The sequence below is a fragment of the Bradyrhizobium sp. USDA 3650 genome (assembly GCF_054057395.1).
Genome location: NZ_JBSRZG010000001.1, coordinates 5,938,715 through 5,963,754, shown reverse-complemented (window position 1 = coordinate 5,963,754; position 25,040 = coordinate 5,938,715). Strand labels below are relative to the sequence as shown.

Below are 25,040 nucleotides of genomic sequence, written 5' to 3'. Positions count from 1 at the left end.
GCAATGGCCCGTTTGCCTGCGCGCTACATCGCCTTGACGATGTTCTCGGTGACCTTCTTGGCGTCGCCGAGCAGCATCATGGTGTTGTCGCGATAGAACAGCGGATTGTCGATGCCGGCATAGCCCGAAGCGAGCGAGCGCTTGATGAACATCACGGTGCCGGCCTTCCAGACCTGGAGCACCGGCATGCCGTAGATCGGCGAGGTCTTGTCCTCTTCGGCGGCCGGATTGGTGACGTCGTTGGCGCCGATCACGAAGGCGATGTCGGCCTGCGCGAATTCGGAGTTGATGTCCTCGAGCTCGAACACCTCGTCATAGGGCACGTTGGCTTCGGCCAGCAGCACGTTCATGTGGCCGGGCATGCGGCCAGCGACCGGGTGAATGGCGTATTTCACCTCGACGCCTTCCTTCTTCAGGACGTCGCCCATTTCGCGTAGCGCATGCTGAGCCTGCGCCACCGCCATGCCGTAGCCGGGCACGATGATGACCTTCTGCGCGTTCTTCATGATGAAGGCCGCGTCGTCGGCCGAGCCGAGCTTGGCCGGCTTCTGCTCGCCGCCGCCACCGCCGGCCGCCGCGGTCTCGCCGCCGAAGCCGCCGAGGATGACCGAGATGAAGGAGCGGTTCATCGCGTGGCACATGATGTAGGACAGGATAGCGCCGCTCGATCCCACCAGCGCGCCGGTGATGATCAGCGCGGAATTGCCGAGGGTAAAGCCGATGCCGGCCGCGGCCCAGCCCGAGTACGAGTTCAGCATCGAAATCACGACCGGCATGTCGGCGCCGCCAATCGGGATGATCATGAGGACGCCGAGCGCCAGCGCGATGATGACGATCAGCCAGAAGTCGAGCGCGCTGCCCGACATCACCAGCCCGACGATGAAGACGACGAGGGCGACCGCGAGCGCGATGTTGATGATGTGACGGAACGGCAGGATGATCGGCGCGCCGCTCATGCGCGCGGACAGCTTCAGGAACGCGATCACCGAACCGGTGAAGGTCAGCGCGCCGATGGCGACGCCGAGCGACATTTCGACCAGGCTCTGCGGATGAATGTTGCCGGGGCTGCCGATGTCGAAGGCCTCCGGCGCGTAGAACGCGCCGGCGGCGACCAGCACCGCGGCCATGCCGACCAGCGAATGGAAGGCGGCGACCAGTTCCGGCATCGAGGTCATCGGCACGCGGCGCGCGATCACCGCGCCGACGCTGCCGCCGATCGCGATGCCAAGGATCACGAGGATCCAGGCGAGGCCGTCCGCCGGCGGATGGCTGGCCAGCGTGGTGGCGACCGCGATCGCCATGCCGATCATGCCGAAGAAATTGCCCTGCCGCGATGAGGCGGGGCTGGACAGCCCGCGCAGTGACAGGATGAACAGCACACCCGCCACGAGATACAGAACTGCAGCCAGATTGGCGTTCATCTCAGGTCCCCTTTGTCTTTGTCACCCCGAGGTGCACGCCGCTCACTTCACCTTCTTCTTGTACATCGCCAGCATGCGCTGGGTGACAAGGAAGCCGCCGAAGATATTCACGCAGGCGAAAATGAGCGCGATGAAGCCGAAGCCGCGCGCCCAGCCCGAGCCGCTTGAGATCATGCCGACGCCGACCGCGAGTAGCGCGCCGACCACGATCACCGAGGAGATCGCATTGGTCACGCTCATAAGCGGCGTGTGCAACGCCGGGGTCACCGACCACACCACGAAATAGCCGACGAAGACGGCGAGAACGAAGATCGACAGCCGGAAGACGAAGGGATCGACGACTTGTGCGATATGCTCCATGACGGCTCTCCTTACGCTTTCGGCTGGAAATTCGGGTGGATGACGGCGCCGTCTCGGGTCAGCGCGGTCGCCTTGACGAGTTCGTCGTCCCAGTTCACGGCCAGCGCCTTGCTGGTCTTGTCGACCATCGTCTCGATGAAGTTGAACAAATTGCGCGCGTAGAGGCTGGAAGCCGACGCCGCGACGCGGCCGGCGACATTGGTGTAGCCGACGATCTTGATGCCATCGACCTCGGCCACCTCGCCCGCCTTGACGCCTTCGACATTGCCGCCGCGCTCGACGGCGAGATCGACCAGCACCGACCCTGGCTTCATCGACTTGACCATGTCGGCCGTGACGAGCCTCGGCGCAGGCCGGCCGGGAATCAGCGCGGTGGTGATCACGATGTCCTGTTTCTTGATGTGCTCGGCGGTGAGCGCGGCCTGCTTGGCCTGGTACTCCTTGGACATTTCCTTGGCGTAGCCGCCGGCAGTCTGCGCGTTCTTGAATTCCTCGTCCTCGACGGCGAGGAATTTTGCGCCGAGCGATTCGACCTGCTCCTTGGTGGCGGGCCGGACGTCGGTCGCAGTGACGACGGCGCCGAGACGGCGCGCGGTCGCGATCGCCTGGAGGCCGGCGACGCCGACGCCCATCACGAACACTTTGGCGGCGGGCACCGTGCCGGCCGCGGTCATCATCATCGGGAAGGCGCGTCCGAAGGCTTCGGCGCCCTCGATCACGGCGCGGTAGCCGGCAAGGTTCGCCTGCGAGGACAGCACGTCCATCACCTGCGCGCGCGTGATGCGCGGCATCAATTCCATCGCGAAGGCGGAGACGCCGGAATCGGCGATCGTCTTCAGCGCGGCCTCGTTGCCGTAGGGGTCCATGATAGCGATGACGAGCGCGCCGCGCTTGTACTGCGCCAACTCGGAGGCTTCGGGGCGCTTCACCTTGATGATGATGTCGGCGTCCTTCAGCGCGTCGGCGCTGACGGTGGCGCCCACGGCGGTGAATTCGGAGTCCGGCAGACCCGACTTGAGGCCGGCGCCCGGCTCGATGGCGATCTCGGCGCCTAACGCCTTGAACTTCTTCACCGTATCCGGGGAAGCGGCGACACGCGGCTCCGACGGATCGATTTCCTTGGCAACGGCGATCTTCATAGGCCCTCCGGCGACGCGGGAAGAAGCGCGCACGCGAACTTAGCGTTACTCCCGCAACGTTGGATACCGGTTTTCAATCCGGCTTGATTGCAAATTTTATGGGCACCGACGACGCTGGCGGTGCTGCAGGCGGTGGATCAGGTCAGGAAGATCGCCATCAGGATCACGATAAGCGCGACCGAGACCGTGCCGTACTTCACCAGCTTGATGAAGCCCTCGTAGGTCTGCTCGTGGGCAACGTAGTCGTTGCCGTCGGCGGTGCTGTACGCCACTTCGCTATGGTCAGCCATGAATTGTCCCCAGTCGAAAGTCGAATTTCATGGCTGGGATACCGCAAACTTTCGGGCAGGGCAACGGCAGGCAGGCGCGGTTTCCCGGCAAATCGGGGCATTTGGAATTCCGATTGGTGGGAAAGCCCGGCGCGAGCCGCTCAGCCCTGATCGATCATGGTGCCCGTGGTGGTCGCGGCCTGTCGCGGCAACGCCGGAAGGCCGAGCGCCTCGCGGACCGCATCGACCACCGGATCTCCTCCCTTGGTGAAGTTCGCGGTCCGTCGTCCTGTTCCCGAGCCGGCGGACACCGGAAGCTCGCCGTTGAGGAAACCATGGGTCATGTGGAAACCGAGCGCGCGGTAGACCTCGAACTGTTCCTCCGAGAAGAACTGATCGCCCGTCGCTTCATGCGGGAAGGTGTCGTTGCGTCGGGCAAAGTCGCAGATGTAGTCGTTCTCGTCGCCGGTGAGCGAGGATTTGATGTAGATGAGATAGCCGTTCTGCTCGGCGCCGTAATCGATGACGCCGATGGCGACGTGGACGTGATCCTGCGAAGCGTCGTCCGCCTTGTCCTGCGCCGTCAACTCGGTCTTCCGGTCGGCATTGCGCGCCATCAGCGCGCGCGTGCGATCGCGAATAGGTTGCCATGGCAGGTTGATCCGCACGCCGAGATCGATGCGGGCGTAACGCTGTAATGTCATCAGGGAGCCGAAATTCATCGGCGCATCGGCTTCCGCATCGACCGCGATGATCACCTTGCAGCGCCGGCGCAACAATTCGTAGACACCGAGATTCTCGATATGTCCGCCGTCGGTCAGGTAGACCGCGTCCGCATTCTCGTAGAGCCGGCCCGAGATTTCCGACCATAGATACAGCGTCGAGCGATGCTGCGGCCGCTCCCGATCGTCGACATATTGTGGATTCTTCAGCCAATAGCCGAGCCGTACATTCAAGAGCGCGAGCGTCGGCGTCAGCGGCCTGATCGAGTTCGATCCCATATTGGACGAGGCGGCGGCTCCTGAAATGGCCATCGCGGTCGCAAGATCGAGTCCGCTTTCTTTCTGCTCGAGCTTGGCGGTGTCGCAATAGCCGGTCGCCTCGCTGCCGGACCATACCGGCGAGAACAGAAAGAAATCCGCATTGCGGCCGCGCCGGTTGGCATAATCCGAGCCCTGGATGTTGAGCGCGGCATTGATCAGATGATAGGGCGCCGCCAGCTGATAGGTCCTTGTCCCGTCCTGTGCGGTCTCTCTCGGGCACAAATCGCTCAGCTTGAGGTCGAGTTCGGGGAAATCGCGCCCCTGATCGAGGCTCGGGACGTCCTTGGCCATACGCCGCTTGGGCATGTCGGGGCGGAAAAGAAAGGCCTTGCTCAGCCGGTCGCGATACAGCCTGTGCAACGAATTGGCATTCGGCCGCATGATGAGCGATACGATCAATAAGACGAGCGCGACGGTAAAATACAATACCCCCATCGACAGGTTGATGTTGTTGGAAATCCTGTAATAGCCGAGCAGCGTCATCGACCAATGGTCGGGATTGGGATCGCCGAACGGCTTCGCTGCGGCCAGCAGCCAATGCGGGATGTGCGAGGCCACGTCGACCTTCGCCGGAGCCGCAACGATTGCGCCGGCCTTGCTGGCAATCTCGGCCGACAATGTCTTGGCTTCCGAGTTGAACTGAACCTTGCCGGACAGGCTGGCAGGCGCGGCTTCGACCGGCGCGGTCATGGGATCCGCGCTCCATCCGCTGACATCGCACTGCCGGCTATTGACGCCAACCGCCTTGTCGTTCGCGATGCCCCAGAAGCAAAGATAGAGATAGCCGATCCAGATCAGCAGCGGCAGCGCCAACCCTGCGATCCAGACTGCCGCCTTGGCGACATAGGCAAGGATGCGGGAGGTGAGATCCGACGCACCCGCGCCCTTCAAAAGACCGCCCAGTTGCTGCCGGAACACCGTCACGAGAGCTGCAATCGGCGTGGTGACCGCTGCAAGTGACTTGACCCACCCAACCACAACACCGGCAACCAGTCCCGCCGCCTGATCGGTCCCGCTCCCCTCGGCCACGCCAAACATCTGCGCAATCATGAAGGGCTGGAATTCGAAGAAGGCGATCGCACCAACCAGCACCAGATAAGTCGCACCCATGGTCGGCAGATGGCCACGGAACTCCTGGAGACGATCGTCCGGCAGGAACGAGCGCCGCAACGCCCACAGCAGGAACAGCAAGAGGCCCAACAGCGTCGCGGAAAGCGTGAGCGCAAAATGCGCGATCGGAAAGTAGTGCGCGGCGTTGCAGATCAGGCCCATGACGAGCGAGATGCCGACGAGATAAGTAAAGAACTCGCGGCGATTGACCGGCCAAATCATGCGATGAATCACGCCGACGATCAGAAAGACAACTGCGAGAAAGGCACCGGCCAGAGAGAATCCGAACGTCTTTATGACCGGATAATTGCCGATGAAGGAAAAGACCTGTCCGTCAAGAACGTTGACCCCGAACAGATTGGGCGCATAGAGGCACGACCTTGCCGGATTCGAGATGATTGTCAGCGCGACGAGCAGAAGAACCACCGGCAGCACGAAGCCAACGTTAGCGACAAGCCCGCGGACGACGATGGCAATGCCGGTCAGCAGGTCGCGCGCACCGGCCGGAATCAGATAGTTGGAATAGTTCCTGATATGGCCCACGGCCTGCGTGTCGCTGATTTCGCTTGCACGGTCAGTCGAGCCGGGAAGCGGCTGCTCGCCAAAGACGAACCTGTTCGCCGCGGTCATCGTCGCGCTGAGCGAGCTGCCGATATAGCCGCCGCCAGAGACCGTCGACAGATAGTCGATGCGCTTGATCAGTTCGTAATGATTGAGGGCCTGCAATACGCCAAGACATATGGCGGACGAACGGATTCCGCCGCCGGACAGCGCGAGCCCGACGACGTCGTTGACGTCGCGCTTTGCCGGGATGACGGGAACGAAAGGTTTCCCGGAATCGGGCGAGGAACCCTCGCGAGGGCCTGCGTCGAGCCCCTTGATGCGGTCGGCTTCCAACGCCGCACGCCGGCTGTTGATGGCCGCGAATTCGGTCTCGATGATCCGGCTGAACTGGGTGGACCACCCCGTTTCATCGTTTGCCGCCGTCAAGTTCGGCTCAAAGACTTCCGTCTGCCGATCGCTTTCGCTGGCCACGTCCGCCTCCCCAGCGCCTCGCACAATCAATTAAAAATTGCACATGAAGGAATTAGTACGCAGAAGATTAGTCTACGGGCGCAGGCGAACGTTCAACTTCCTCCCGAAGCATTTCGAGGCCACCAGCCTGGCATGCTGCGGCTGCGAGATGGCCGAATGAGCCGCTACAGTTCCGTCGGAGACCGCTTCCGTTGACGGCCCCTTCGCGAGGTCCCCTCCACACCGCTCCGACGTAGGATCGACAGCGCCGCCTCAGCCCATCGCTTCCAGCTCGTCGATCATGCCGGCGATGACGCTCAGGCCGCCATCCCAGAACTTTGGATCCTTGGCATCGAGTCCGAACGGCCGCAGCAATTCGGAATAATGCTTGGTGCCGCCGGCGGCGAGCATGTCGAGATAACGTTCAGCGAATCCCTCGGCCGCATTCTCGTAGACGGCGTAGAGCGAGTTCACGAGACAATCGCCGAACGCATAGGCGTAGACGTAGAACGGCGAATGGATGAAATGCGGGATGTACATCCAGTAGTTCTCGTAGCCCGCTTTGATCTCGATTGCCGGCCCGAGGCTCTCGCCCTGCACCGAGAGCCAGATCTCGCCGAGCCGCGTCGCGGTGAGCTCGCCGTTCTTGCGTTCGGTGTGGACCGCGCGCTCGAAGGAATAGAACGCGATCTGCCGCACCACGGTGTTGATCATGTCCTCGACCTTGCCGGCGAGCAGCGCCTGGCGCTGCTTTGCACTCCTGGTCTGCGCCAGCAGCCGCCGGAAGGTCAGCATCTCGCCGAACACGCTCGCGGTCTCCGCCAGCGTCAGCGGCGTCGGCGCCATCAACGCGCCGTTCCTGGCCGCAAGCACCTGATGCACGCCGTGGCCGAGCTCATGGGCGAGCGTCATCACGTCGCGCGGCTTGCCCTGGTAGTTCATCAGCACGTAGGGGTGCGCGGACGGCGTGGTCGGATGCGAGAAGGCACCCGGCGCCTTGCCCGGGCGCACCGGCGCATCGATCCAGCGGTCGGTGAAGAAGCGCTCGGCGATGTCAGCCATCTTTGGCGAGAAGCCGCGATAGGCGGTGAGCACCATGTTTCGCGCGTCGCCCCAGCCGATCACGTCGGTCGCCGCAAAAGGCAGCGGCGCGTTGCGGTCCCAATAGGCCAGGCGCTTCCTGCCGAACCAGCGTGCCTTCAGCGCGTAGTAGCGATGTGACAATTTTGGATAGGCCGCGCGGACCGAGGCGACCAGCGCATCCACCACCTCGCGCTCGACGCGGTTGTTCAGATGCCGGGAATCCGCGACGTCCTTGAAGCCGCGCCAGCTGTCGGAGATGTCCTTGTCCTTGGCCAGAGTGTTAGTAATCAGCGCAAAGGTGCGCTCATTGGCCTTGAAGGTCTTTGCGAGCGCCTCTGCCGCAACCTTGCGCTTGGCGCCGTCGCGGTCCTGCAACAGATTGAGCGTCGGCTCGATCGCGAGCTCCTTGGGCCCGACCTTGAAGCGCAAGCCCGAGATGGTCTGGTCGAACAGCCGGTTGAAGGCGGAATATCCGGTCTGCGCCTTCTCCAGGAAGAGCTGCTCGAGCTTGTCGTCGAGCTGGTACGGCTTCTCCTTGCGCAGATCCTCGATCCAGGGACGGTAGTGCGCGAGCTCGGTGGCCTGCATCGCGCGGTTCAAAATATCGTCATCGACGCGATTGAGCTCGAGCGCGAAGAACAGCAGATGCGTCGATGCCGCCGTCAGGCGCTCGGAAACGTCGCCGTAAAACTTTGAAATCTTGGGGTCCACGCTGTCGCCGGCATGGACGAGACCGGCATAGGAGCCGAGACGGCCGGCGAGGTCGTCGATCGCCTCATAGCGTCGCACGGCTTCAGCGAGCCATTTTCCGCCATCTTCCTTTGCTGTTCCTGTTGCGAGCTTGCCCTTGTAGTCCGTCTCGAACGCGACGCAATCGGCATCCATCTTTGCGAGATCGCGCGCCACTTCCGGCGCATCGATCCCGGAATAGAGGTCGGCGAGGTTCCACTCCGGAAGCTTGCCGGTCTTGCTCGCAGGCTTGACGAGTGAAGGCTTGGCGGGTGAACGCTTGGAGGGTTTTGCCTTGGCTGCGGATGTCTTGGTGTTCAGCTTGCGGAGAGCGGGGCTTGCTAGCGGCGGACTTCTTAACTGCAGACTTGGAGCGCGAATTCATTGTGTGGGAAACCTGTGTTCAACAATCGCGACGGCGGGCGGGGGCATCAGGATTTAACAGTGCGTTAATCGGCTTCGGCCAGAGTGCCCCGATTCGAGACAGATAGTAGTAGCGTGCGGGGAACACCATGGCTGCCAGTATTTTGATCGCCGACGACGACGCTGTAGCCCGCCGGCTGGTCGAAAACATGGTGCAGAAATGCGGCCATGAGACGATCGTGGTGGACTCCGGCGACGCGGCGATTGCCGCCCTCACCGCCCCTGACGCGGCCATCGACGGCGTCATCCTCGATCTCGTGATGCCCGGCCTCGACGGCATGGGCGTGCTGGCGAAAATCCGCGAAGCGGGTCTCAGCATCCCCGTCATCGTGCAGACGGCCCATGGCGGCATCGACAATGTGATCTCGGCGATGCGCGCGGGCGCGGCCGATTTCGTGGTCAAGCCGGTCGGCCTCGAGCGGCTCCAGGTCTCCCTTCGCAACGCGCTCAATTCGTCCGCGCTCAAGGGCGAATTGCAGCGCATCCGTCACAGCCGCGAGGGGCGGCTGACCTTCTCCGACATCATCACCCGCGCCGAGGCGATGGCGGGCGTGATGCGCGCGGCGCAGAAAGCAACAAACTCATCGATCCCGGTGCTGATCGAGGGCGAGTCCGGCGTCGGCAAGGAGATGTTCGCGCGCGCCATCCATGGCAGCGGCGAGCGCAAGGCAAAGCCGTTCGTCGCGGTCAATTGCGGCGCGATCCCCGACAACCTCGTCGAGTCCATCCTGTTCGGTCACGAGAAGGGTGCCTTCACCGGCGCCACCGAACGCCACACCGGCAAGTTCGTCGAAGCCCATGGCGGCACGCTGTTCCTGGATGAGGTCAGCGAGCTGCCGCTGAGCGCGCAGGTCAAGCTGCTTCGCGCGCTCCAGGAAGGCGCGGTCGAGGCGGTCGGCGGCCGCAAACCCGTGAAGGTCGACGTCCGCATCATCTCGGCGACCAACCGCAGGCTGCTTGAGCGGGTCAAGCAGGGCCACTTCCGGGAAGACTTGTTCTATCGCCTGCATGTGCTGCCGCTCACGATCCCATCGCTGCGCGCCCGGCGCGAGGACATTCCGCATCTGCTCAGGCATTTCCTGGCGCGCTTTGCCGCCGAGGAGAACCGCCCCATCACCGGCATCAGCGGCGAGGCCGTTGCGCACCTTGCCCAGCTCGATTGGCCCGGCAACATCCGCCAGCTCGAAAACGCGGTCTATCGCGCCGTGGTGATGAGCGACGGCGACCAGCTTGGCCTCGACGACTTCCCCCTGATCGCCTCGCAGCCGCATCCGGGAACAGACATTCCGACCGCGCCGCTGATGCTGGAGCCAATCGCGGCCCCCTCCGTCGTGTCGGGTAATGACATACCGATCGCACCGCTGCCGCAAGCGGGTGCTCTCTCCATGCTGACCGCGACCGGCGACGTCCGGCCGCTGGAGGACATCGAGAACGAGATCATCCGTTTCGCGATCTCGCATTACCGCGGGCAGATGTCCGAGGTCGCCCGCCGCCTCAAAATCGGCCGGTCCACCCTCTACCGCAAACTCGATGAGGCCGGGGTTCCCGGCCATGGCGGCAAAAGCGGTGAGGAGACGCACTGAGCCTGACGCGAACGGAGGTTCGTCCGGGCGGAGCGATACGACTGTAAGCCGTTCGTACGACGACGGAATTCGACTGCGATTTGAACCGTGACTTGGAAGTGACAGACACAGGGAAAAGCGCGTGGCAGAAGCGCACAATCCGTTGCCAAGAGGCTTGCTTGAAGTCAGTTTGTCGTGAGTTGTCCCGGGTAGCGCTGGCTGCGAAATCGGGGCCTGTATATCGTCTGCGTAGGATTCGTTGCGTGCAGGCGTGCAACTTTCGAGAGGCCGGCGCGGTTTAGCCGAAGCTCAATAGGCGATAACGAAGCTGTTCCACGGGGGACAGTTCACCCGAGGGGTGCGACACAATGCGTGACTGTTTGAACCACCGTGCAGGCTTTGACCGTGTCTTGATGACGGTCGCGGCGACCTTCCTCACGGTATCGGCCAGCTCGGCCCTGGCGCAGGATCAGGCGCGCAGCAGCGCTGCCGAGCTCGCGATCGAAGCCGCGATCCCGCGCCCCGAACCCGCAAACGTCCCGCCCCCGACCGCATCCGACATCAAGCTCGACACCACCGCCACGGTTCAGGACTCGGCAAAAGAGCCGGTCAAGGAACCCGTGAAGGCCGAAGCCGCTCCCGCGCCGGACAAGGTCGAGACCAAGCCTTCCGACGTCGCCACCACGCCGGCGACCGAGGCGCCGAAGAGCGAGACGGCGAAGACCGAACCTGCCAAGGCCGACACGGCGACAACGCCGGCCGCGCCCGCCACCGCTGCGGCTCCGGCCTCGGAGCCGGTGAAGGCCGCGAGCAACGTTCCCGCCGCCGACCAGCCGGTCGCCGACAAGCTCAAGGACACCATCGGTGCCAAGGCTTCGCGCTATTTCGACCGCAAGAACGAGCGCGCGGCGATCGAGAAGTTTTACGGTGCACGCGACTTCGCGCCGGTCTGGACCCAGGCCGGCAGCCTGACCGCTGCGGCTAAGGGCGTGATCGCACGGCTGAAGGACGCGGCGTCCGAAGGTCTCAATCCCGCCGATTACCCGCTGCCGGATTTCGCGGCCGCCACGACACCCGATACGCTCGCCGATGCCGAGCTCAAGCTCACCGCCAGCATGTTCGACTATGCGCGCCAGGCTCAGAGCGGCCGCATGCACTGGTCGCAGGTCAGCGGCGACATCCTCTATCCCGAGCATCCGATCGATCCGAACGAGGTGCTCGCCAAGGTCACGACGGCGGCGGACGCCTCCGCGGCGCTCGACAGCTACAATCCGCCGCAGAAGCTCTACAAGGAGCTGAAGGCGAAGCTCGCGGAGCTCCGCGGCCAGGGCAACGGCCCGGTGATCGAGATCGCCGATGGTCCGACACTGAAATACACCCCGGCCGGCAAGAAGCAGGCTGAAATCGTCGTTGAAGATCCGCGCGTGCCGCAGCTGCGCGCCAAGCTCGGCATCACCGAGAACGCCAGCGACACCCGCTATGACGCGGCGGTCGCAGAAGCCGTGCGCAAGTTCCAGAACGGCGCCGAGCTCAAGGCGACCGGCGTCCTCGACGACAAGACGGTCAAGGCGATCAACACCCCGAAGCGCGACAAGCAGATCGACGTGGTGCTGGTGAACATGGAGCGCTGGCGCTGGCTGCCGCGTGACCTGGGCGTACCCTCGCTCGGCGATGCCTACGTCATCCTCAACATTCCCGACTACACGCTGAAGGTGATGCAGCGCGGCCAGCAGGTCTGGACCACCCGCGTCGTCACCGGCAAGCCCGGCACGCATGCGACCCCGCTGCTCACCGAGACGATGAAGTACATCACGGTCAATCCGACCTGGAACGTGCCGCCGTCGATCGTCTACAACGAATATCTGCCGGCGCTTCAGCAGGACCCGACCGTGCTCCAGCGCATGGGCCTCAAGCTCGAGCAGAACCGCGACGGCTCCGTGCACATCTCGCAGCCGCCCGGTGAGGCCAACGCGCTCGGCCGCATCCGCTTCAATTTCCCGAACAAGTTCCTGGTCTATCAGCACGACACGCCGGACAAGAACCTGTTCGCCCGGGACGAACGCGCCTTCAGCCACGGCTGCATGCGCGTGCAGAACCCGGATCAGTACGCGTCGGTCCTGCTCAACATCGCGATGCCGAACGAGAAGTACACGCCGGAGCGCGTCCGCAGCATGTACGGGAAGAGCGAGATCGATCTGAAATTCCCGACCCCGATCCCGGTCAACATCACCTATCAGACCGCATTCGTGGACGATGGCGGCAAGCTGCAATTCCGCAAGGACGTCTATGGCCGCGACGCGACCATGATCAACATCCTGAAGAACGGTCGCGGCAAGGATCTCGAGAACGTCGTGGCGCACTCCCAGCCGAGCTATTCACGCCCGGCAACGACGCTGCCGAACGGCGTGCTGGCGGCCAATGGCGGCTCGTCCGGCCCGAACTTCTTCGAGCGGCTGTTCGGCGGTGGGGCCCCTGCCCAACCGCCGGCTCCAGTCGGCCGCAAGCCCCAGCGAGTGTTCACCCGCTGAGTCCTGCTCAGCGCGTCACTTCCTGAAATTCTGCAATAGAATCAGCGACCCTGTCCCCTGGATGGGGTCGTTTAACGTTAACCATTCTCCACCCGGTCTGGGGCAGCGGGCGTTTTTTTGCCACACTCACCCGGTTAGGTTCGAGATCTGACTTGGTTTGGGGGCGGGAAGGTCAACCTCGAATTAACCTTCTCGCTTTAACAAAGCGTTCATCCTCTTTCGCGCGCTAACGGGGTTAGCGGGAGAGTCCATTTTGAACGCTCGTCGACTGGGTGGGCTCTAACGTGCTGACTGGTATCGCACGCCAATTTGCTGTGCTGTCGTTGTCCCATGCGGGAGTGAAGGCCGGATCACGGATCGGCCTCGCTGCCGTATTGCTGCTTGCTGCCGCGGGTTCAGTTCATGACGCCGCCGCGCTCAACGAGACCAAGACGCTCTCCTTCCACCACACCCATTCCGGCGAAGACCTCACCGTCACCTTCAAGCGCGACGGGCGCTACGACGAAGCGGCGCTGAAGCAGCTCAACCACTTCCTGCGCGACTGGCGCAGCCAGGACGAGACGGTCATGGACCGTCACCTCTTCGACATCCTCTGGGAAGTCTATCGCGACGTCGACGGCAAGCAGCCGATCCAGATCATCTCCGCCTACCGCTCGCCCGCCACCAACTCCATGCTCCGCCGCCGCTCCTCCGGCGTGGCGCGCTTCAGCCAGCACATGCTGGGGCATGCGATGGACTTCTACATCCCGAACGTGCCGCTGGAGCAGATCCGCTTCGCCGGCCTGCGCCTCCAGCGCGGCGGCGTCGGCTTCTACCCGACCTCCGGCTCGCCGTTCGTGCATCTCGACACCGGCAGCATCCGGCATTGGCCGCGCATGACGCATGACCAGCTCGCCCGGGTCTTCCCGGACGGACGCACCGTCCATGTCCCCACCGACGGCACGCCGCTGAAGGGCTATGAGCTCGCCAAGGCCGAGATCGAGCGGCGCGGCAGCGGCGAGGATTCCGGCAGCAAGTCGAATTTCTTTGCCGCCCTGTTCAAGGGCAAGCCGGCTCCGGCCGCCGCGAGCAACGACGAGGATGACGAGGGCGCGCCCGCTCCGGCCGCGAAGCCTGTCGCGCCGACCGTGGTCGCCGCCGCGACCAAGCCGGCCGAGCCGGTGCCGACGCCGCGCGCCAAGCCGTCGGTCGCGGCGACGATTCAACTCGCCTCGGCCGATGCGCAGGTCGTCGCGCTGCCCAAGTCGAAGCCGGCGCCCGTGGCTGACAAGCCGGCCGCCGGCAAATCTGCTGACGCCAAGCCCGAGACGCCCGCCGACATCATCAATGCCCGTGGCTTCTGGGACGCGCCGGCTACGCCGCAGCAGGCGACGCCTGCTCAAGTGGCTGCGCTGAAGGCCCGACAGGCGCTTGCCGCCGCTGCCGATCCGCAGCCGACCGCGAGCATGTCCAGCGCCGCCTATCAGGCGCTGGCCTACGCGCCGGCGTCCGCCTCCCCGGTCGACCGCGCCAATGTCGTCGCCGCCTCCGCACCGATCCCGCGCTCCGCCCGTCCCGCCTCGTCGCGCAACGTTGCGCCCGCGACCGAGATCAACACGGTGGTCGGCAAGCGCGTCGACGGCATGGTCGCAACCGCGACCCGGCTCTCCGCAGCCAAGGGCGAAAGCATCTGGCTCAAGATCGTGATGCTGTCGCCGAGCGCCAGCCGCGCGATGTCGGTCACGCTGATGGGCGAGCTCGACACGGCCGCAATGCGCGCCTACTTCGTCAAGCCGCAGTCCGTGATCGCCATGGGTTTTGCCGACGATCCGATGCAGGGCCTGTCCTGCGACAGTTTCTCGGGCACCGCCACCGCCAAGCTCGAGACGACGTCCTTCGTCATGCGGACCGCCGCGTTGCGCTGAGGTCTTCGCGCGCCGCTAACGCTTCTTCCTTCGTCGATCCAGATGATACGTCAACGCCAGCGACAGGCAGACCGATAGGTCCTGCTTCGGCAGCTTGCCCGACACCGGCAACAGCAGCGCCCTGGTCTGCCGATATTCGAACTGATCGGGAAAGCGTTCGCGAAAGGTATCGACCAGCGTCGTCTTGCAGTTGAACAGAATCGCGGCGTGCGCGGAGTCCTTCAGGCGGCCGAGCCGGATCGTGCTGCCACTGCCGGTCTCTTCGGTCAGATAAGCAGGCTCGCCCCATTTCAACGTTTCGGTGAGACGGCCGATGCCTTCATGCGCCGCGGCGGTCGCGAAGATCAGCTCGCGTACCCAAAGCAGCCGCTTGCCGATTGACGCCGGAAAAGCGTCGTAGGCACGGCTTACCTCGCGCGGCAGCGGCGGCGCAGTCACCGCGGTCTCCTTCGATCGACATGGTGTCGCCCTGGCAAAAGCCAGGACGACACCGATAGCTCAGATCATCCCCAGTGCCTGCATGTAGGTCTCGAGGATCGTCTCGGCCTCGGCGCGCTCGTTCGGGTCCTGCTTGCGCATGCGCACGATGGTGCGCAGCGCCTTGACGTCGTAGCCGTTGCCCTTGGCCTCGGCGAAGACGTCGCGGATGTCGTCGGAGATCGCCTTCTTCTCTTCCTCCAGCCGCTCGATGCGCTCGATGATGGACTTGAGCTGGTCCTTGGCAAATTTCGTCGCGGGCTCGTCGTCGCGGACGGCGGCGGAGGTGGCCATCTTGGTACTCCCAATGGAACTGGCAAAACGAGGTGACGCCGGCATCCTCACCGCGCGTGCTGGTTAGACCCTTAGGGTTCGGACCTCTCGGGTTCAAGGCAGCATCGCGCTCGTCCACAGCGCGCCCACACCTTCCTACGGCGCGTCGAAGAAAGCTGTTGTGTGATGCGGCTCAAGGCACTGTGCAGCAGGCTGCCGGCGAGGCCGTTCAGTGCCCGGGATGAACCTTCTTCATGGCATCGAGCTGCTCAGGCGTGGCCGCGCCCTGGTATTTCGACTTCCACGCCTCGTAAGGCATGCCATAGACGGCTTCCCGGCTCTCGTCCTTGCTCAAGGCGACGCCTTGGGCGTCGGCGGCGTCCTTGAGCCAGTTGGACAGGCAGTTGCGGCAGAAGCCTGCGAGATTCATCAGGTCGATGTTCTGGACGTCTGTCCGCGTCTTCAAATGATCGACCAGGCGCCGGAAAGCGGCAGCCTCGAGTTCCGTTCTGGTTTTGTCGTCGATTGCCATGGCTGGATCCCTCGGCTTTGCGAAATTGGCTGTGACCTGGATGGGTCACCCTTACGAGATCAGGTGGGGCCTGTCACAGATTTTGCCATATCGCGGCGCAAACGGGCGCGAAGCCAACTTCGGGCAGTTCCGGGCCCTACGCCAAATCGTCAATGATCTGATATAGCTTCCGCGACAATGATCGCCGAATCTCCCCGCTCCCCCCTTCGCCTGCTCGCCCGGTTGGTCCCGGTGCTGGTGGTTGGCTTGCTATGCTTTTGGGCCAGCCCGGCCTCGGCCGATTTCCGGCTCTGCAACAACACATCGAGCCGGGTCGGCATCGCGCTCGGCTACAAGGATGCCGAGGGCTGGACCACCGAGGGCTGGTGGAACATCTCCTCCCGTTCCTGCGAGACCCTGCTGCGGGGAACGTTGGTCGCCCGTTTCTATTACATCTACGCCATCGACTATGACCGCGGCGGCGAATGGTCGGGCCAGGCCTTCATGTGCTCGCGCGACAAGGAGTTCACCATCCGCGGCACTGAGGATTGCCTCGCGCGCGGCTATGACCGCACCGGCTATTTCGAGGTCGATACCGGCGAGCAGCGGGCTTGGACCGTGCAGCTCACCGATGCCAACGAGCAGCCGTCAAAACAGCAGCGCGTGCCCGGTCTCCCCGGCCCAGTTGGCCCGGGGGTTCCGGGTTTGCCCAATGGCCCGCCCGGTGGTACGCCCCCCGCCGCGCCTGGCCTCCCGCCAGCTCCCTCGCCCCCGTCTGGAAATAAGCCATGAGGCGTCTTCGCCGTATCAAGATTCTCGCGACCCTGGGACCCGCCTCTTCGGACCTCGCGATGATCCGCCGCCTGTTCGAGGCCGGCGCCGACCTGTTCCGCATCAACATGAGTCACACCCCGCATGACAAGATGCGCGAGCTGGTGGCGACGATCCGCAACGTCGAGAGCAGCTATGGCAGGCCGATCGGCATTCTGGTCGATCTCCAGGGGCCAAAGCTCCGGCTCGGTGCCTTCGCCGAAGGCGCGGTCCAGCTCCAGAACGGCCAGACGTTTACGCTCGATTCGGACAAGACGCCGGGTGACACCACCCGCGTTCAGCTCCCGCATCCGGAGATCCTGGCCGCGCTGCGGCCGGGCCATTCGCTGCTGCTCGACGACGGCAAGGTGCGGCTGATCGCCGAGGAGACCTCGAAAGATCACGCGGTGACGCGCGTCGTGGTCGGCGGCCGGATGTCCGATCGCAAGGGCGTCAGCCTGCCGGACACCGACCTGCCGGTCTCGGCAATGACGCCGAAGGACCGCGCCGACCTCGAGGCGGCGCTGGTCACCGGCGTCGACTGGATCGCGCTGTCCTTCGTGCAGCGCGCCGACGACGTGCTCGAGGCCAAGAAGATGATCCGCGGCCGTGCGGCGGTGATGGCCAAGATCGAGAAGCCGCAGGCGATCGATCGCCTCGCCGACATCATCGACGCCTCCGACGCCCTGATGGTGGCGCGCGGCGACCTCGGCGTCGAGCTGCCGCTGGAACGCGTGCCGAGCCTGCAGAAGCAGATGACACGCATGGCGCGGCGCGCCGGCAAGCCGGTGGTGATCGCGACCCAGATGCTGGAATCGATGATCCAGTCGCCGGTGCCGACCCGCGCCGAAGTCTCCGACGTCGCCACAGCCGTCTACGAAGGTGCCGACGCCATCATGCTGTCGGCGGAATCGGCGGCGGGCAAATTTCCGGTCGAAGCCGTCTCGACCATGAATCGCATCGGCGAGGAGGTCGAGCGCGACCCGATCTATCGCTCCGTCATCACCGCACAGCGCCCCGCCCCGGAAGCCACCGCCGGCGATGCCATCGCGGACGCCGCGCGGCAGATCGCCGAGACGCTCGACCTGCCGGCCCTGATCTGCTGGACCAGCTCGGGATCGACCGCCGTGCGGGTGGCGCGCGAGCGGCCGAAGCCGCCGATCGTGGCGATCACGCCGAACGTCGCGGCGGGACGCCGGCTGTCGGTCGTCTGGGGCATACATTGCGTGGTGGCGGAAGATGCGCGCGACCAGGACGACATGGTGAGCCGCGCCGGCCAGATCGCGTTCCGCGACGGCTTCGTCCGGGCCGGCCAGCGCGTGATCATCGTCGCCGGCGTGCCGCTCGGCATCCCCGGCACCACCAACATGGTGCGCATCGCCTCGGTCGGCCCCGAGGGCGAAGCGAATATCTAGGCCCGCCATCACGCGGCAAACAAAAATGTCGAAAACAACCCCATGCACAGTAGCCGGCGGGTCCGGCGAATGTGCTGAGGTTTTTCGCAAAGGCGAGCTCTGGCAATGGCCTGGGCGCGATCAGGTCGGCCGGCCGATCAGACTGACGTTTTAGGCCCCAACCAGCGCTTTCGCCGCCGGCAGCAGCGTCTGCTGCACGACGAGACCCCTGGCGCGGGCGTCCATGACGCCGACCGCGCGGAGCGCCAGCAGCGTCACGGTCTGCACGGCATCGCGCATCCTGGCGGGATCGTCGAGATTGTCCGGCGCAAGCGGTCCGACCAGGGCCTCGTGCAGGGCGCCGAGCAGCGCGGTGGCGGCGAGCGCGGTGTCCTGCGCCGGCAGGTGGCCGGCGCGCACGGCGGCGTCGATCCGCGAAGCCATCTCGCCCGCGATCTCGCGCCGGCTGGCGAGGCGTGAAGCGCTGACATCGACATCGACCGGCTCGGCCAGGATGCCCCAGGCGAGCCTGCGCTGTGACAGGGTATGCACCGCCACGGTGGTCACCGCCGCCGCCAGCGCCGAAGACGGCCCCGGCGCGGCATCGGCGGCTCGCCGGATCGCCGTGAGCTCGTCGCGGGAGACTTCGGCGATCAATTCGGAGATCAAATCGGCCTTGGATGGGAAGTAGCGGTAGACCGTACCCGCAGCGACGCTGGCGCGAAGCGCGACCGGCGCAATCTGCACCGCCGCCATCCCGCCTTCCGCCGCCGCCTCCCGCGCCGCCGCCAGTATCGCACTGCGCCGGGCCGCAAGGCGCTTCACCACTTGATGCGTCCGCCGATAAACCATGGCGCGCTTCCTGTCCCCAGCATCCGGTCCGGCGCAAAGCTCGACCGCATGCTTTTTCGCTAATCTTCGCCCAAATCGCCCTCAAGAACTGAACAACTATTCAGGGCGGAACACAAGACGCAAATCAGCATATGCGCGCGACGCAAACTTCGACGCGAGGAGAGCAGGTAAACGCATTCTTGCTTGGCGCGGCCGCGATACGACGATCCGGTTTACCTCAACTTAAAAGCGATCATGCTCAGGTTGCCGATGCTTGCGCGCTGCTGCGTGCTGTCGTTTCAGCCCCGAGAGTCCGATGTCGATTTCCATGACAAGCAGCGTGCCCGTCCGCGGTGTTGCGCGCTGGCTTCTGCCGTTCTGCATCGCTGCCGGCGTCTACCTGTTCTTCCTGGGCATCGGCGACATCATGCTGCGGGATACCGATACGCTGTGGCAGATCAAGATCGGGCAGTGGATTCTCGAACACCGCGCCCTGCCCTACACCGACATCTATTCCTTCACGCGAGCCGGCGAGCCCTGGATCTCGAGCTCCTGGCTGTCGCAAGTCCTGTTCGCGCTGGCTTACGAGCCGTCGAACTGGTCGGGGGCAGTTATCCTGACGTCGCTCGCGATCGGAGCGACCGCGGCGATTTTCGTCTACCTGCTTGAGCCCTATCTGGAGCCTGTGCGCGCCTTTCTGCTCGTCACCCCGCTCCTCTTCATGTCGATGGGCCACTTTCTCGCCCGCCCGCACATGCTGGCACTGCCTGTCATGCTGGCTTTTGTCGGCGGGCTGCTGGCGGCCGCCGATCGGCGCACCTCGCCGTCGTGGCTATTGCTGCCCTTGATGGCGCTATGGGCCAATCTTCACGGCGGCTTCGTCATGGGGCTGGCGCTGATTGCGCCCATCGGCCTCGATGCGATCGCGTCCACCGATCGCAAGGGCCGCTTTGCACTGGCGTCGCGCTGGGCCTTGTTCGGGCTCGCTGCGCTTGCCGCAAGCTGCTGCACGCCCTATGGCTGGAATACGCCGCTCGCATCGGCGAAAATCCTCAGCCTAGGCAAGTTGCTCTCGCAGATCTCGGAGTGGATGCCCGCTGATTTCAGCTCGTTCGACTTGTTTGGTGCCAGCCTGCTCGGATTGATCGCCCTTGGCTACCACAAAGGATTGGTGCTGCCGTGGACCCGCATTCTTCTGCTGCTCGGCCTGGTCTGGGCGGCACTCAACCACGTCAGAAACATCGAGGTCTTTGCGTTGCTGACCCCGCTCGTGCTGGCGAAACCGTTGAGCGAACAATTGGGCGCGGCCAGAGCGGCCGTGCTCGCACGGGCTGAAGCACGGCCGTCCTTTGTAGTGACCGCGATCGCCGCGCTCGTGATCGTTGCGACCAGCTGGAGTATCACGCGGTCCTATGCCACGCCGACGCGGTATGCCTTTATCGGCAATCCGACCCCTCGGGCTGCAGTCGACCTGCTCGAGCAGCGGCACGCGCAACGCATCTTCAGCACCGCTCCGATCGGGAGCTATCTGATCTTCCGCAACATCAAGACCTTCATCGATGGCCGTGCCGAGCTGTATGGAGAGCAGTTCGTGCTTGACTATTTCGACGCCATCGAGGGCAAGAACGCGGAGACTTTGCTGCGTCTGCTCGATACCTACCAGATCGACGCCACACTGCTGAACGGATCGACTCCCGCCGCAAGGATCATGGACCACGTGCCGGGCTGGAAGCGGCTCTACTCGGATGACCTTGCCGTCATCCACATCCGCGATGCCGCACCGGCGAAGCTATCCTCATCACCGTGAGCCACGGATCAGGCGTTTAACCGTCGCGGACTCGCATGGACGCGAGGGCTTCGGCGAAGAAAGGACTTCGCTGGAACAAGACTTCGCTAGAACAAGGCTTGGCACGAAGGGCTTGGCACAAAAGGCTTGGCACAAAAGGCTTGGCACAAAAGAAAAGAGCCTTGTCCGGGACAAGGCTCTTTCTACTCTTGGTCCGTTCAGTCTTACTTGAGGCTGGACGAGATCGAGTTGAACTTGGCGTTCAACGTGGAGCCCAGGTTATTGACGACAGTGATGATCGCCAGCGCGATACCGGCGGCGATCAGACCGTATTCAATGGCGGTGGCGCCGGATTCATCTTTCGCGAAATTCGCAACGAGGTTCTTCATAAAGAGCTCCAAATGAGTACACGAGGCTACAACTGATCTGGTCTGTTTGGGCTTCCCAGCGCCGCTCGACCATGAAACCGAACGTAGTGGCAAAGAATTGCGCCGCAGTTAATTCGACTGCGGAAACACAGAGCGGTTTGCGTGTATTCGCCGATGGTAAACCGAAATCTAAAACGATCCGTTAAATTGTCGAGATATCAAGCCGGCGCGGCATCACCGGTTTACCCGGAATTATGCCCGCCGTGGTCCAATGTCGATCGCTCGGCACCCCGACAAAATAACAGGACGACGAGGCGGCATGTCCCTTTCCTTTGCCAACAGCATCACGGTGCAAGGTCGTGCGCGAGCCCTGGTGCCGCTGTGCGTCGGTGCGGGCGCCTATCTCTTCTTCATGTATGTCGGCGACACGCTGCTTCAGGACTCCGACTCGTTCTGGCAGATCAAGATCGGACGATGGATCCTCGATCACGGCGCCATGCCGTACACGGACATCTATTCCTTCACGCGGACGGGCGCGCCGTGGATTTCGACGTCGTGGCTGTCGCAGGTACTGTTCGCTCTCTCCTATGCGCAATTGGACTGGGCAGGTCCCGTTATCCTCACCGCGACGGGAGTCGCGCTCACGGCCGCGATCTTCGTCTATCTGCTCGACCTGCAGATCGAGGCACCGCGCGCAGTTCTGTTTGCGATGCTGGCCCTGCTGCTGTCGCTGCATCACGTCCTGGCGCGTCCGCATATCCTGGCGCTGCCTGTCATGGTGGCATGGGTCGGCCTGTTGATGGCGGCTGCCGACCGCAGGACCGCGCCGTCCTGGTACTGGCTGCCGCTGATGGCGCTGTGGGCGAACTTGCATGGCGGCTTCGTGCTCGGTCTGGCGCTGATCGGTCCGATCTCGCTCGAGGCCGTCGAGCACGCCGAGAAGGGGCGGCGGCTTCAGCTGTTCCTGCGCTGGGTGCTGTTCGGCATCGGCGCATTGGTCGCGAGCTGCTGTACGCCGTACGGCTGGAGAACGCTGCTGGGCGCCACCAATATCTTGGGCCTGGGCGAGTTGCTCTCGCTGATCTTCGAATGGATGCCGGCGAACTTTGCCACCTTCTCCTCGTTCGAGGGCGCCCTCCTCGGTCTGATCGCGTTCGGCTATTATCGCGGCCTCGTGCTCTCGGCGCCCAGGATCTTCCTGATCCTGTTCCTGACCTGGAGCGCGCTGACCCACGTCAGGAGCATCGAGGCGTTCGCGTTCCTGGTGCCGCTGGTGCTGGCAAAACCGCTGGGCCAGCTGGCTTCGCGCCCGCAGCCGGACGTAACCGGTGCCGACCGCTGGCCGGCCCGCTATGTCACCGCGCTTGGCGCGCTGATGATCGTCGCCGCGAGCTGGACCTCGACCTCGCTTTACATGCAGCATCACCACTTCACCTTCACCATGACGCAGACTCCGGTCGCGGCAGTCGACTTGCTCGAACAACGCAAGGTCCAGCGCGTCTTCAACGCCTATCAGTTCGGCGGCTATCTGATTTCGCGCGACATCCCTGTTTACGTCGACGGCCGGGCCGAGCTCTACGGTGAGAGGTTCGTCATGGACTTCTTCAAATCGACCGAGGGAAAGAAGCCCGAGTTGCTTCCGCGGCTGCTCGACGAGTACAAGATCGACGCAACGCTATTGGCCGCCGACGCGCCCGGACCGCAGATCCTGGACATGCTCAAGGGCTGGAAGCGGATCTATACGGACGACATCGCAGTGATCCATGTGCGGGACGATGCGGCTGCGACGCCGCCGAAGTGAAGACGTAGCTCCCGTGAATGGGACGTCCGCTTCAAAGGGTGAAGCAGACTTGAACAGGCACTCGGGCCACTTCGCCGTCTGCTCCTTAGGCGACTTCGTCGGAAAGTGGACCGATCCAGCAAATTTCGCGAACGACGATCGCAAGCCCGGCAGATCGGTAGTAAGCGGCTCTCGCAAGATAGCTTCCTGGTCGTAACGCCAGAACCTGATGTTTACTGCGCAAATCGTCTCCTCTATCCGATGCATCTAGCAACCACATTGCACCGGACCCACCTGTGCCGAATTCCAGGCGTTCAGCGTTTGAACTTTTCAGAAGGTTCCGCAGTTGTGGACTTTGCAACGCAGGTTCAATGAGTCTTTCGTCATCAATCCCAAGCCATTGAACGAGAAAGCCCCTGTCACGGTGACCACTGGAGCACCACGCGATGTCGCCGGCATCGCCAGATAGCACAACAGCGCTGCCTTGGTAGCAGGCAATTGATCCCAGCCAAGTTCTCACTCTACATGCACGGGCATAGTCGCTTTGGTCGGCCGGATCTTCATGATCGCGCCATCCTTCGATACCCCGCCAATGCGGGAGTTGTTCGTCAGCAATCAGCAGGTGAGGACCGCCGGTTGTTGTTATCCAATTGTGTGTTCGCAACATACCTCGAACGATAGCAGGTATTTCTGGCGTTGGCCCGTAGTCGACGCGCCAAGGTGAGTTGCCCCTCCTCGCTTCCGAGGGCGTAGCAGACATAGCAAGCGTTCGCGGGCTGATCGGGTTTTCAGTACCCGTCTCGGCGCTTTGAATTGGGCGTCCAGGAAGTCAAACCTTCCCCGATCGAGAGAGATGATCCGAGTTCCGGACTCGCATTGGATCGACAAACAGCCGATCCCTCATCAATCATCAATTGCCCGTCTGCAGGTCGCCGAAGCGCTCCCAGCTTTTACCGTCGAAGCGCATGAACTGCATCTGGTCGACCGGGACATGGTCGGTCATGCCGGTGTTGACCTTGATGCCGGGTAGCAGCATCGGCAATTCGAGATCGCGGATCGCAAACGCCTGCTTGAGGATGTTCTCGGTCGACAGATCATTGCCGCAGGCTTTCAGCACCGCCTCCAGCGCCATGGCGCTGTTGTAGGCGTTGACGTAATTGGTGTCGTGCTGGTCGGCCTCCGGCAAATATCTGGTCATGAACTCGCGCCAGCCCCTGACGCCGGAATCGTCCTTCCAGGCGGGATCGTCGGGGTCTTTCACGTAAGCGGTGGAGAGGATGCCGGTGCCGGCTTCCAGTCCCGCCGGCTCCATCACCGTCGAAACCCACACCGCGACGTTAGACAGGAACGTCATGGGGCGCCAGCCGATCTCGAAGGATTTGCGGATCGCTTGTGCCGCGAATTTCGGGGTCGCCGCGATCACGAATACATCAGCGCCCGAGGCCTTGAGCTTCACGATCTGGGAATCGATGGTCGGGTCCTGGATCTCGTAGGTCGCGCCCGTGACGACGCTATCGTATTTCTCGCCGAGCACGTCCTTCAGCCCGGCGAGATAGTCTCGGCCGTAATCGTCGTTCTGCGAGATAACGGCGAACTTCGCGTTCGGATTCTTCGCCAGCGCGTAACGCGCATAGAGCCGCGCTTCATAGCGGAACGGCGCCTGCACGCCCATCGTCGCCTGCGGATATTGCGCGACGTCGGCGAATTTCGAGGCGCCGGAGCCGATGAAGAGCTGCGGCACGTTCTTGGACTGGAGGTATTTCGCGATCGCCGTGTTGTGGGCGGTACCGATCGAGGAGAAGATCAGCGCCACTTCGTCGCTCTCCACCAGCCTGCGGGTCTGCTCGACCGATTTCGGCGGCGCGTAGCTGTCGTCGAGCGAGATCAGATTGACCTTGCGGCCGTTGATGCCGCCCTTCTCGTTCAGCATCTTGAAATAGCCGACCTCGCCCTTGCCGAGCGCCCCGAAGGCCGACACCGGCCCGCTATAGGGCATGGTCTGGCCGATTCTGATCTCGGTCGCGGTGACGCCGCGCATTTCGGCGGCGGCGGATGGAGCGGACGGGAATGAGACTATCAGGATCGAAACGGCGCCAAGCGCGCCCAATGTCCTCGCAAAGCGCATCGGCTTGCCCTCCCCTTTGTCTGCGCGGTCGAGCCGCACCTTCATTGAGGAGAGCATGCCACGACATCGCCGCAGACTCCAACGGCTATGAGTCGCGAGG

The 25,040-nt window shown here is 63.6% G+C and carries 19 protein-coding genes and 1 pseudogene; 7 read left to right on the top strand and 13 right to left on the bottom strand.

Going from position 1 to position 25,040, the window contains the following annotated elements; all coding sequences use genetic code 11:
- Nucleotides 1-23 precede the first annotated feature (23 nt).
- The 6 genes and pseudogenes from ACVIN2_RS27960 to ACVIN2_RS27935 form a co-directional block, all read right to left on the bottom strand.
- Nucleotides 24-1,421, bottom strand: a complete 1,398-nt coding sequence (locus ACVIN2_RS27960; RefSeq protein WP_456768037.1) for an NAD(P)(+) transhydrogenase (Re/Si-specific) subunit beta — start codon at nucleotides 1,419-1,421, stop codon at nucleotides 24-26.
- Between the two features lie 42 nt (nucleotides 1,422-1,463).
- On the bottom strand, nucleotides 1,464-1,781 hold the full coding sequence (locus ACVIN2_RS27955) for a proton-translocating transhydrogenase family protein (protein WP_007596278.1): 318 nt from the start codon (nucleotides 1,779-1,781) through the stop codon (nucleotides 1,464-1,466).
- A gap of 11 nt (nucleotides 1,782-1,792) precedes the next feature.
- On the bottom strand, nucleotides 1,793-2,920 hold the full coding sequence (locus ACVIN2_RS27950; protein WP_456768036.1) for a Re/Si-specific NAD(P)(+) transhydrogenase subunit alpha: 1,128 nt from the start codon (nucleotides 2,918-2,920) through the stop codon (nucleotides 1,793-1,795).
- 137 nt (nucleotides 2,921-3,057) lie between these two features.
- Nucleotides 3,058-3,210 carry an aa3-type cytochrome c oxidase subunit IV gene (locus tag ACVIN2_RS27945; protein ID WP_007596280.1) on the bottom strand — a complete coding sequence of 51 codons (153 nt, stop codon included), beginning with the start codon at nucleotides 3,208-3,210 and terminating at the stop codon, nucleotides 3,058-3,060.
- Between the two features lie 140 nt (nucleotides 3,211-3,350).
- Nucleotides 3,351-6,377 (bottom strand): patatin-like phospholipase family protein, encoded by a 3,027-nt coding sequence (locus ACVIN2_RS27940; protein ID WP_456768035.1) that lies wholly within the window; start codon nucleotides 6,375-6,377, stop codon nucleotides 3,351-3,353.
- Nucleotides 6,378-6,629: 252 nt separating this feature from the next.
- Nucleotides 6,630-8,553: pseudogene (locus ACVIN2_RS27935) on the bottom strand (M3 family oligoendopeptidase).
- Nucleotides 8,554-8,680: 127 nt separating this feature from the next.
- Here ACVIN2_RS27935 and ACVIN2_RS27930 point away from each other — a divergent pair.
- The 3 genes from ACVIN2_RS27930 (at nucleotide 8,681) to ACVIN2_RS27920 (ending at nucleotide 14,585) form a co-directional block, all read left to right on the top strand.
- Complete coding sequence (locus ACVIN2_RS27930) at nucleotides 8,681-10,174, top strand: sigma-54-dependent transcriptional regulator (protein WP_456768034.1); 1,494 nt, start codon at nucleotides 8,681-8,683, stop codon at nucleotides 10,172-10,174.
- 347 nt (nucleotides 10,175-10,521) lie between these two features.
- Nucleotides 10,522-12,681, top strand: coding sequence for a L,D-transpeptidase family protein (locus tag ACVIN2_RS27925; protein ID WP_456768033.1), 2,160 nt, complete (start codon nucleotides 10,522-10,524; stop codon nucleotides 12,679-12,681).
- Between the two features lie 284 nt (nucleotides 12,682-12,965).
- A complete protein-coding gene (locus ACVIN2_RS27920; RefSeq protein WP_456768032.1) occupies nucleotides 12,966-14,585 on the top strand; it encodes a DUF882 domain-containing protein in 1,620 nt (539 codons plus the stop codon).
- Between the two features lie 15 nt (nucleotides 14,586-14,600).
- On the opposite strand, the gene ACVIN2_RS27915 is transcribed toward ACVIN2_RS27920, so the two are convergent.
- From ACVIN2_RS27915 to ACVIN2_RS27905, 3 genes are all read right to left on the bottom strand, one after another.
- Nucleotides 14,601-15,023 carry a DUF1801 domain-containing protein gene (locus ACVIN2_RS27915; protein WP_456768031.1) on the bottom strand — a complete coding sequence of 141 codons (423 nt, stop codon included), beginning with the start codon at nucleotides 15,021-15,023 and terminating at the stop codon, nucleotides 14,601-14,603.
- A 60-nt stretch (nucleotides 15,024-15,083) separates the two neighbouring features.
- On the bottom strand, nucleotides 15,084-15,356 hold the full coding sequence (locus ACVIN2_RS27910; RefSeq protein WP_007596286.1) for a DUF2312 domain-containing protein: 273 nt from the start codon (nucleotides 15,354-15,356) through the stop codon (nucleotides 15,084-15,086).
- Nucleotides 15,357-15,564: 208 nt separating this feature from the next.
- Nucleotides 15,565-15,867, bottom strand: coding sequence for a DUF1244 domain-containing protein (locus ACVIN2_RS27905; protein WP_007596287.1), 303 nt, complete (start codon nucleotides 15,865-15,867; stop codon nucleotides 15,565-15,567).
- Between the two features lie 177 nt (nucleotides 15,868-16,044).
- Here ACVIN2_RS27905 and ACVIN2_RS27900 point away from each other — a divergent pair, with 177 nt between their 5' ends.
- Nucleotides 16,045-16,638, top strand: a complete 594-nt coding sequence (locus tag ACVIN2_RS27900; protein ID WP_027570349.1) for a DUF1036 domain-containing protein — start codon at nucleotides 16,045-16,047, stop codon at nucleotides 16,636-16,638.
- Complete coding sequence (gene pyk / locus ACVIN2_RS27895; RefSeq protein WP_456768030.1) at nucleotides 16,635-18,071, top strand: pyruvate kinase; 1,437 nt, start codon at nucleotides 16,635-16,637, stop codon at nucleotides 18,069-18,071. Before ACVIN2_RS27900 ends, pyk begins: the two co-directional genes overlap by 4 nt.
- 150 nt (nucleotides 18,072-18,221) lie before the next feature.
- Here pyk and ACVIN2_RS27890 read toward each other — a convergent pair whose 3' ends face one another.
- Nucleotides 18,222-18,902 carry a TetR/AcrR family transcriptional regulator gene (locus tag ACVIN2_RS27890; protein WP_027520003.1) on the bottom strand — a complete coding sequence of 227 codons (681 nt, stop codon included), beginning with the start codon at nucleotides 18,900-18,902 and terminating at the stop codon, nucleotides 18,222-18,224.
- 295 nt (nucleotides 18,903-19,197) lie between these two features.
- On the opposite strand from ACVIN2_RS27890, the gene ACVIN2_RS27885 reads away from it, so the two are divergent.
- Entirely contained in the window at nucleotides 19,198-20,688 is a 1,491-nt protein-coding gene (locus ACVIN2_RS27885) for a hypothetical protein (protein WP_456768029.1), read from the top strand.
- 203 nt (nucleotides 20,689-20,891) lie between these two features.
- Here ACVIN2_RS27885 and ACVIN2_RS27880 read toward each other — a convergent pair whose 3' ends face one another.
- Nucleotides 20,892-21,056, bottom strand: coding sequence for a Flp family type IVb pilin (locus ACVIN2_RS27880; protein WP_456768028.1), 165 nt, complete (start codon nucleotides 21,054-21,056; stop codon nucleotides 20,892-20,894).
- Between the two features lie 298 nt (nucleotides 21,057-21,354).
- Between ACVIN2_RS27880 and ACVIN2_RS27875 the strand changes: the two genes are divergently transcribed.
- A complete protein-coding gene (locus tag ACVIN2_RS27875) occupies nucleotides 21,355-22,836 on the top strand; it encodes a hypothetical protein (RefSeq protein WP_456768027.1) in 1,482 nt (493 codons plus the stop codon).
- Nucleotides 22,837-22,921: 85 nt separating this feature from the next.
- Here the strand turns inward: ACVIN2_RS27875 and ACVIN2_RS27870 are convergent, their stop codons facing one another.
- Nucleotides 22,922-23,482: an Imm21 family immunity protein gene (locus ACVIN2_RS27870; RefSeq protein WP_456768026.1), complete on the bottom strand. Its 561-nt coding sequence runs from the start codon at nucleotides 23,480-23,482 to the stop codon at nucleotides 22,922-22,924.
- Between the two features lie 243 nt (nucleotides 23,483-23,725).
- On the bottom strand, nucleotides 23,726-24,940 hold the full coding sequence (locus ACVIN2_RS27865) for an ABC transporter substrate-binding protein (RefSeq protein WP_456769820.1): 1,215 nt from the start codon (nucleotides 24,938-24,940) through the stop codon (nucleotides 23,726-23,728).
- Between the last annotated feature and the right edge of the window lie 100 nt (nucleotides 24,941-25,040).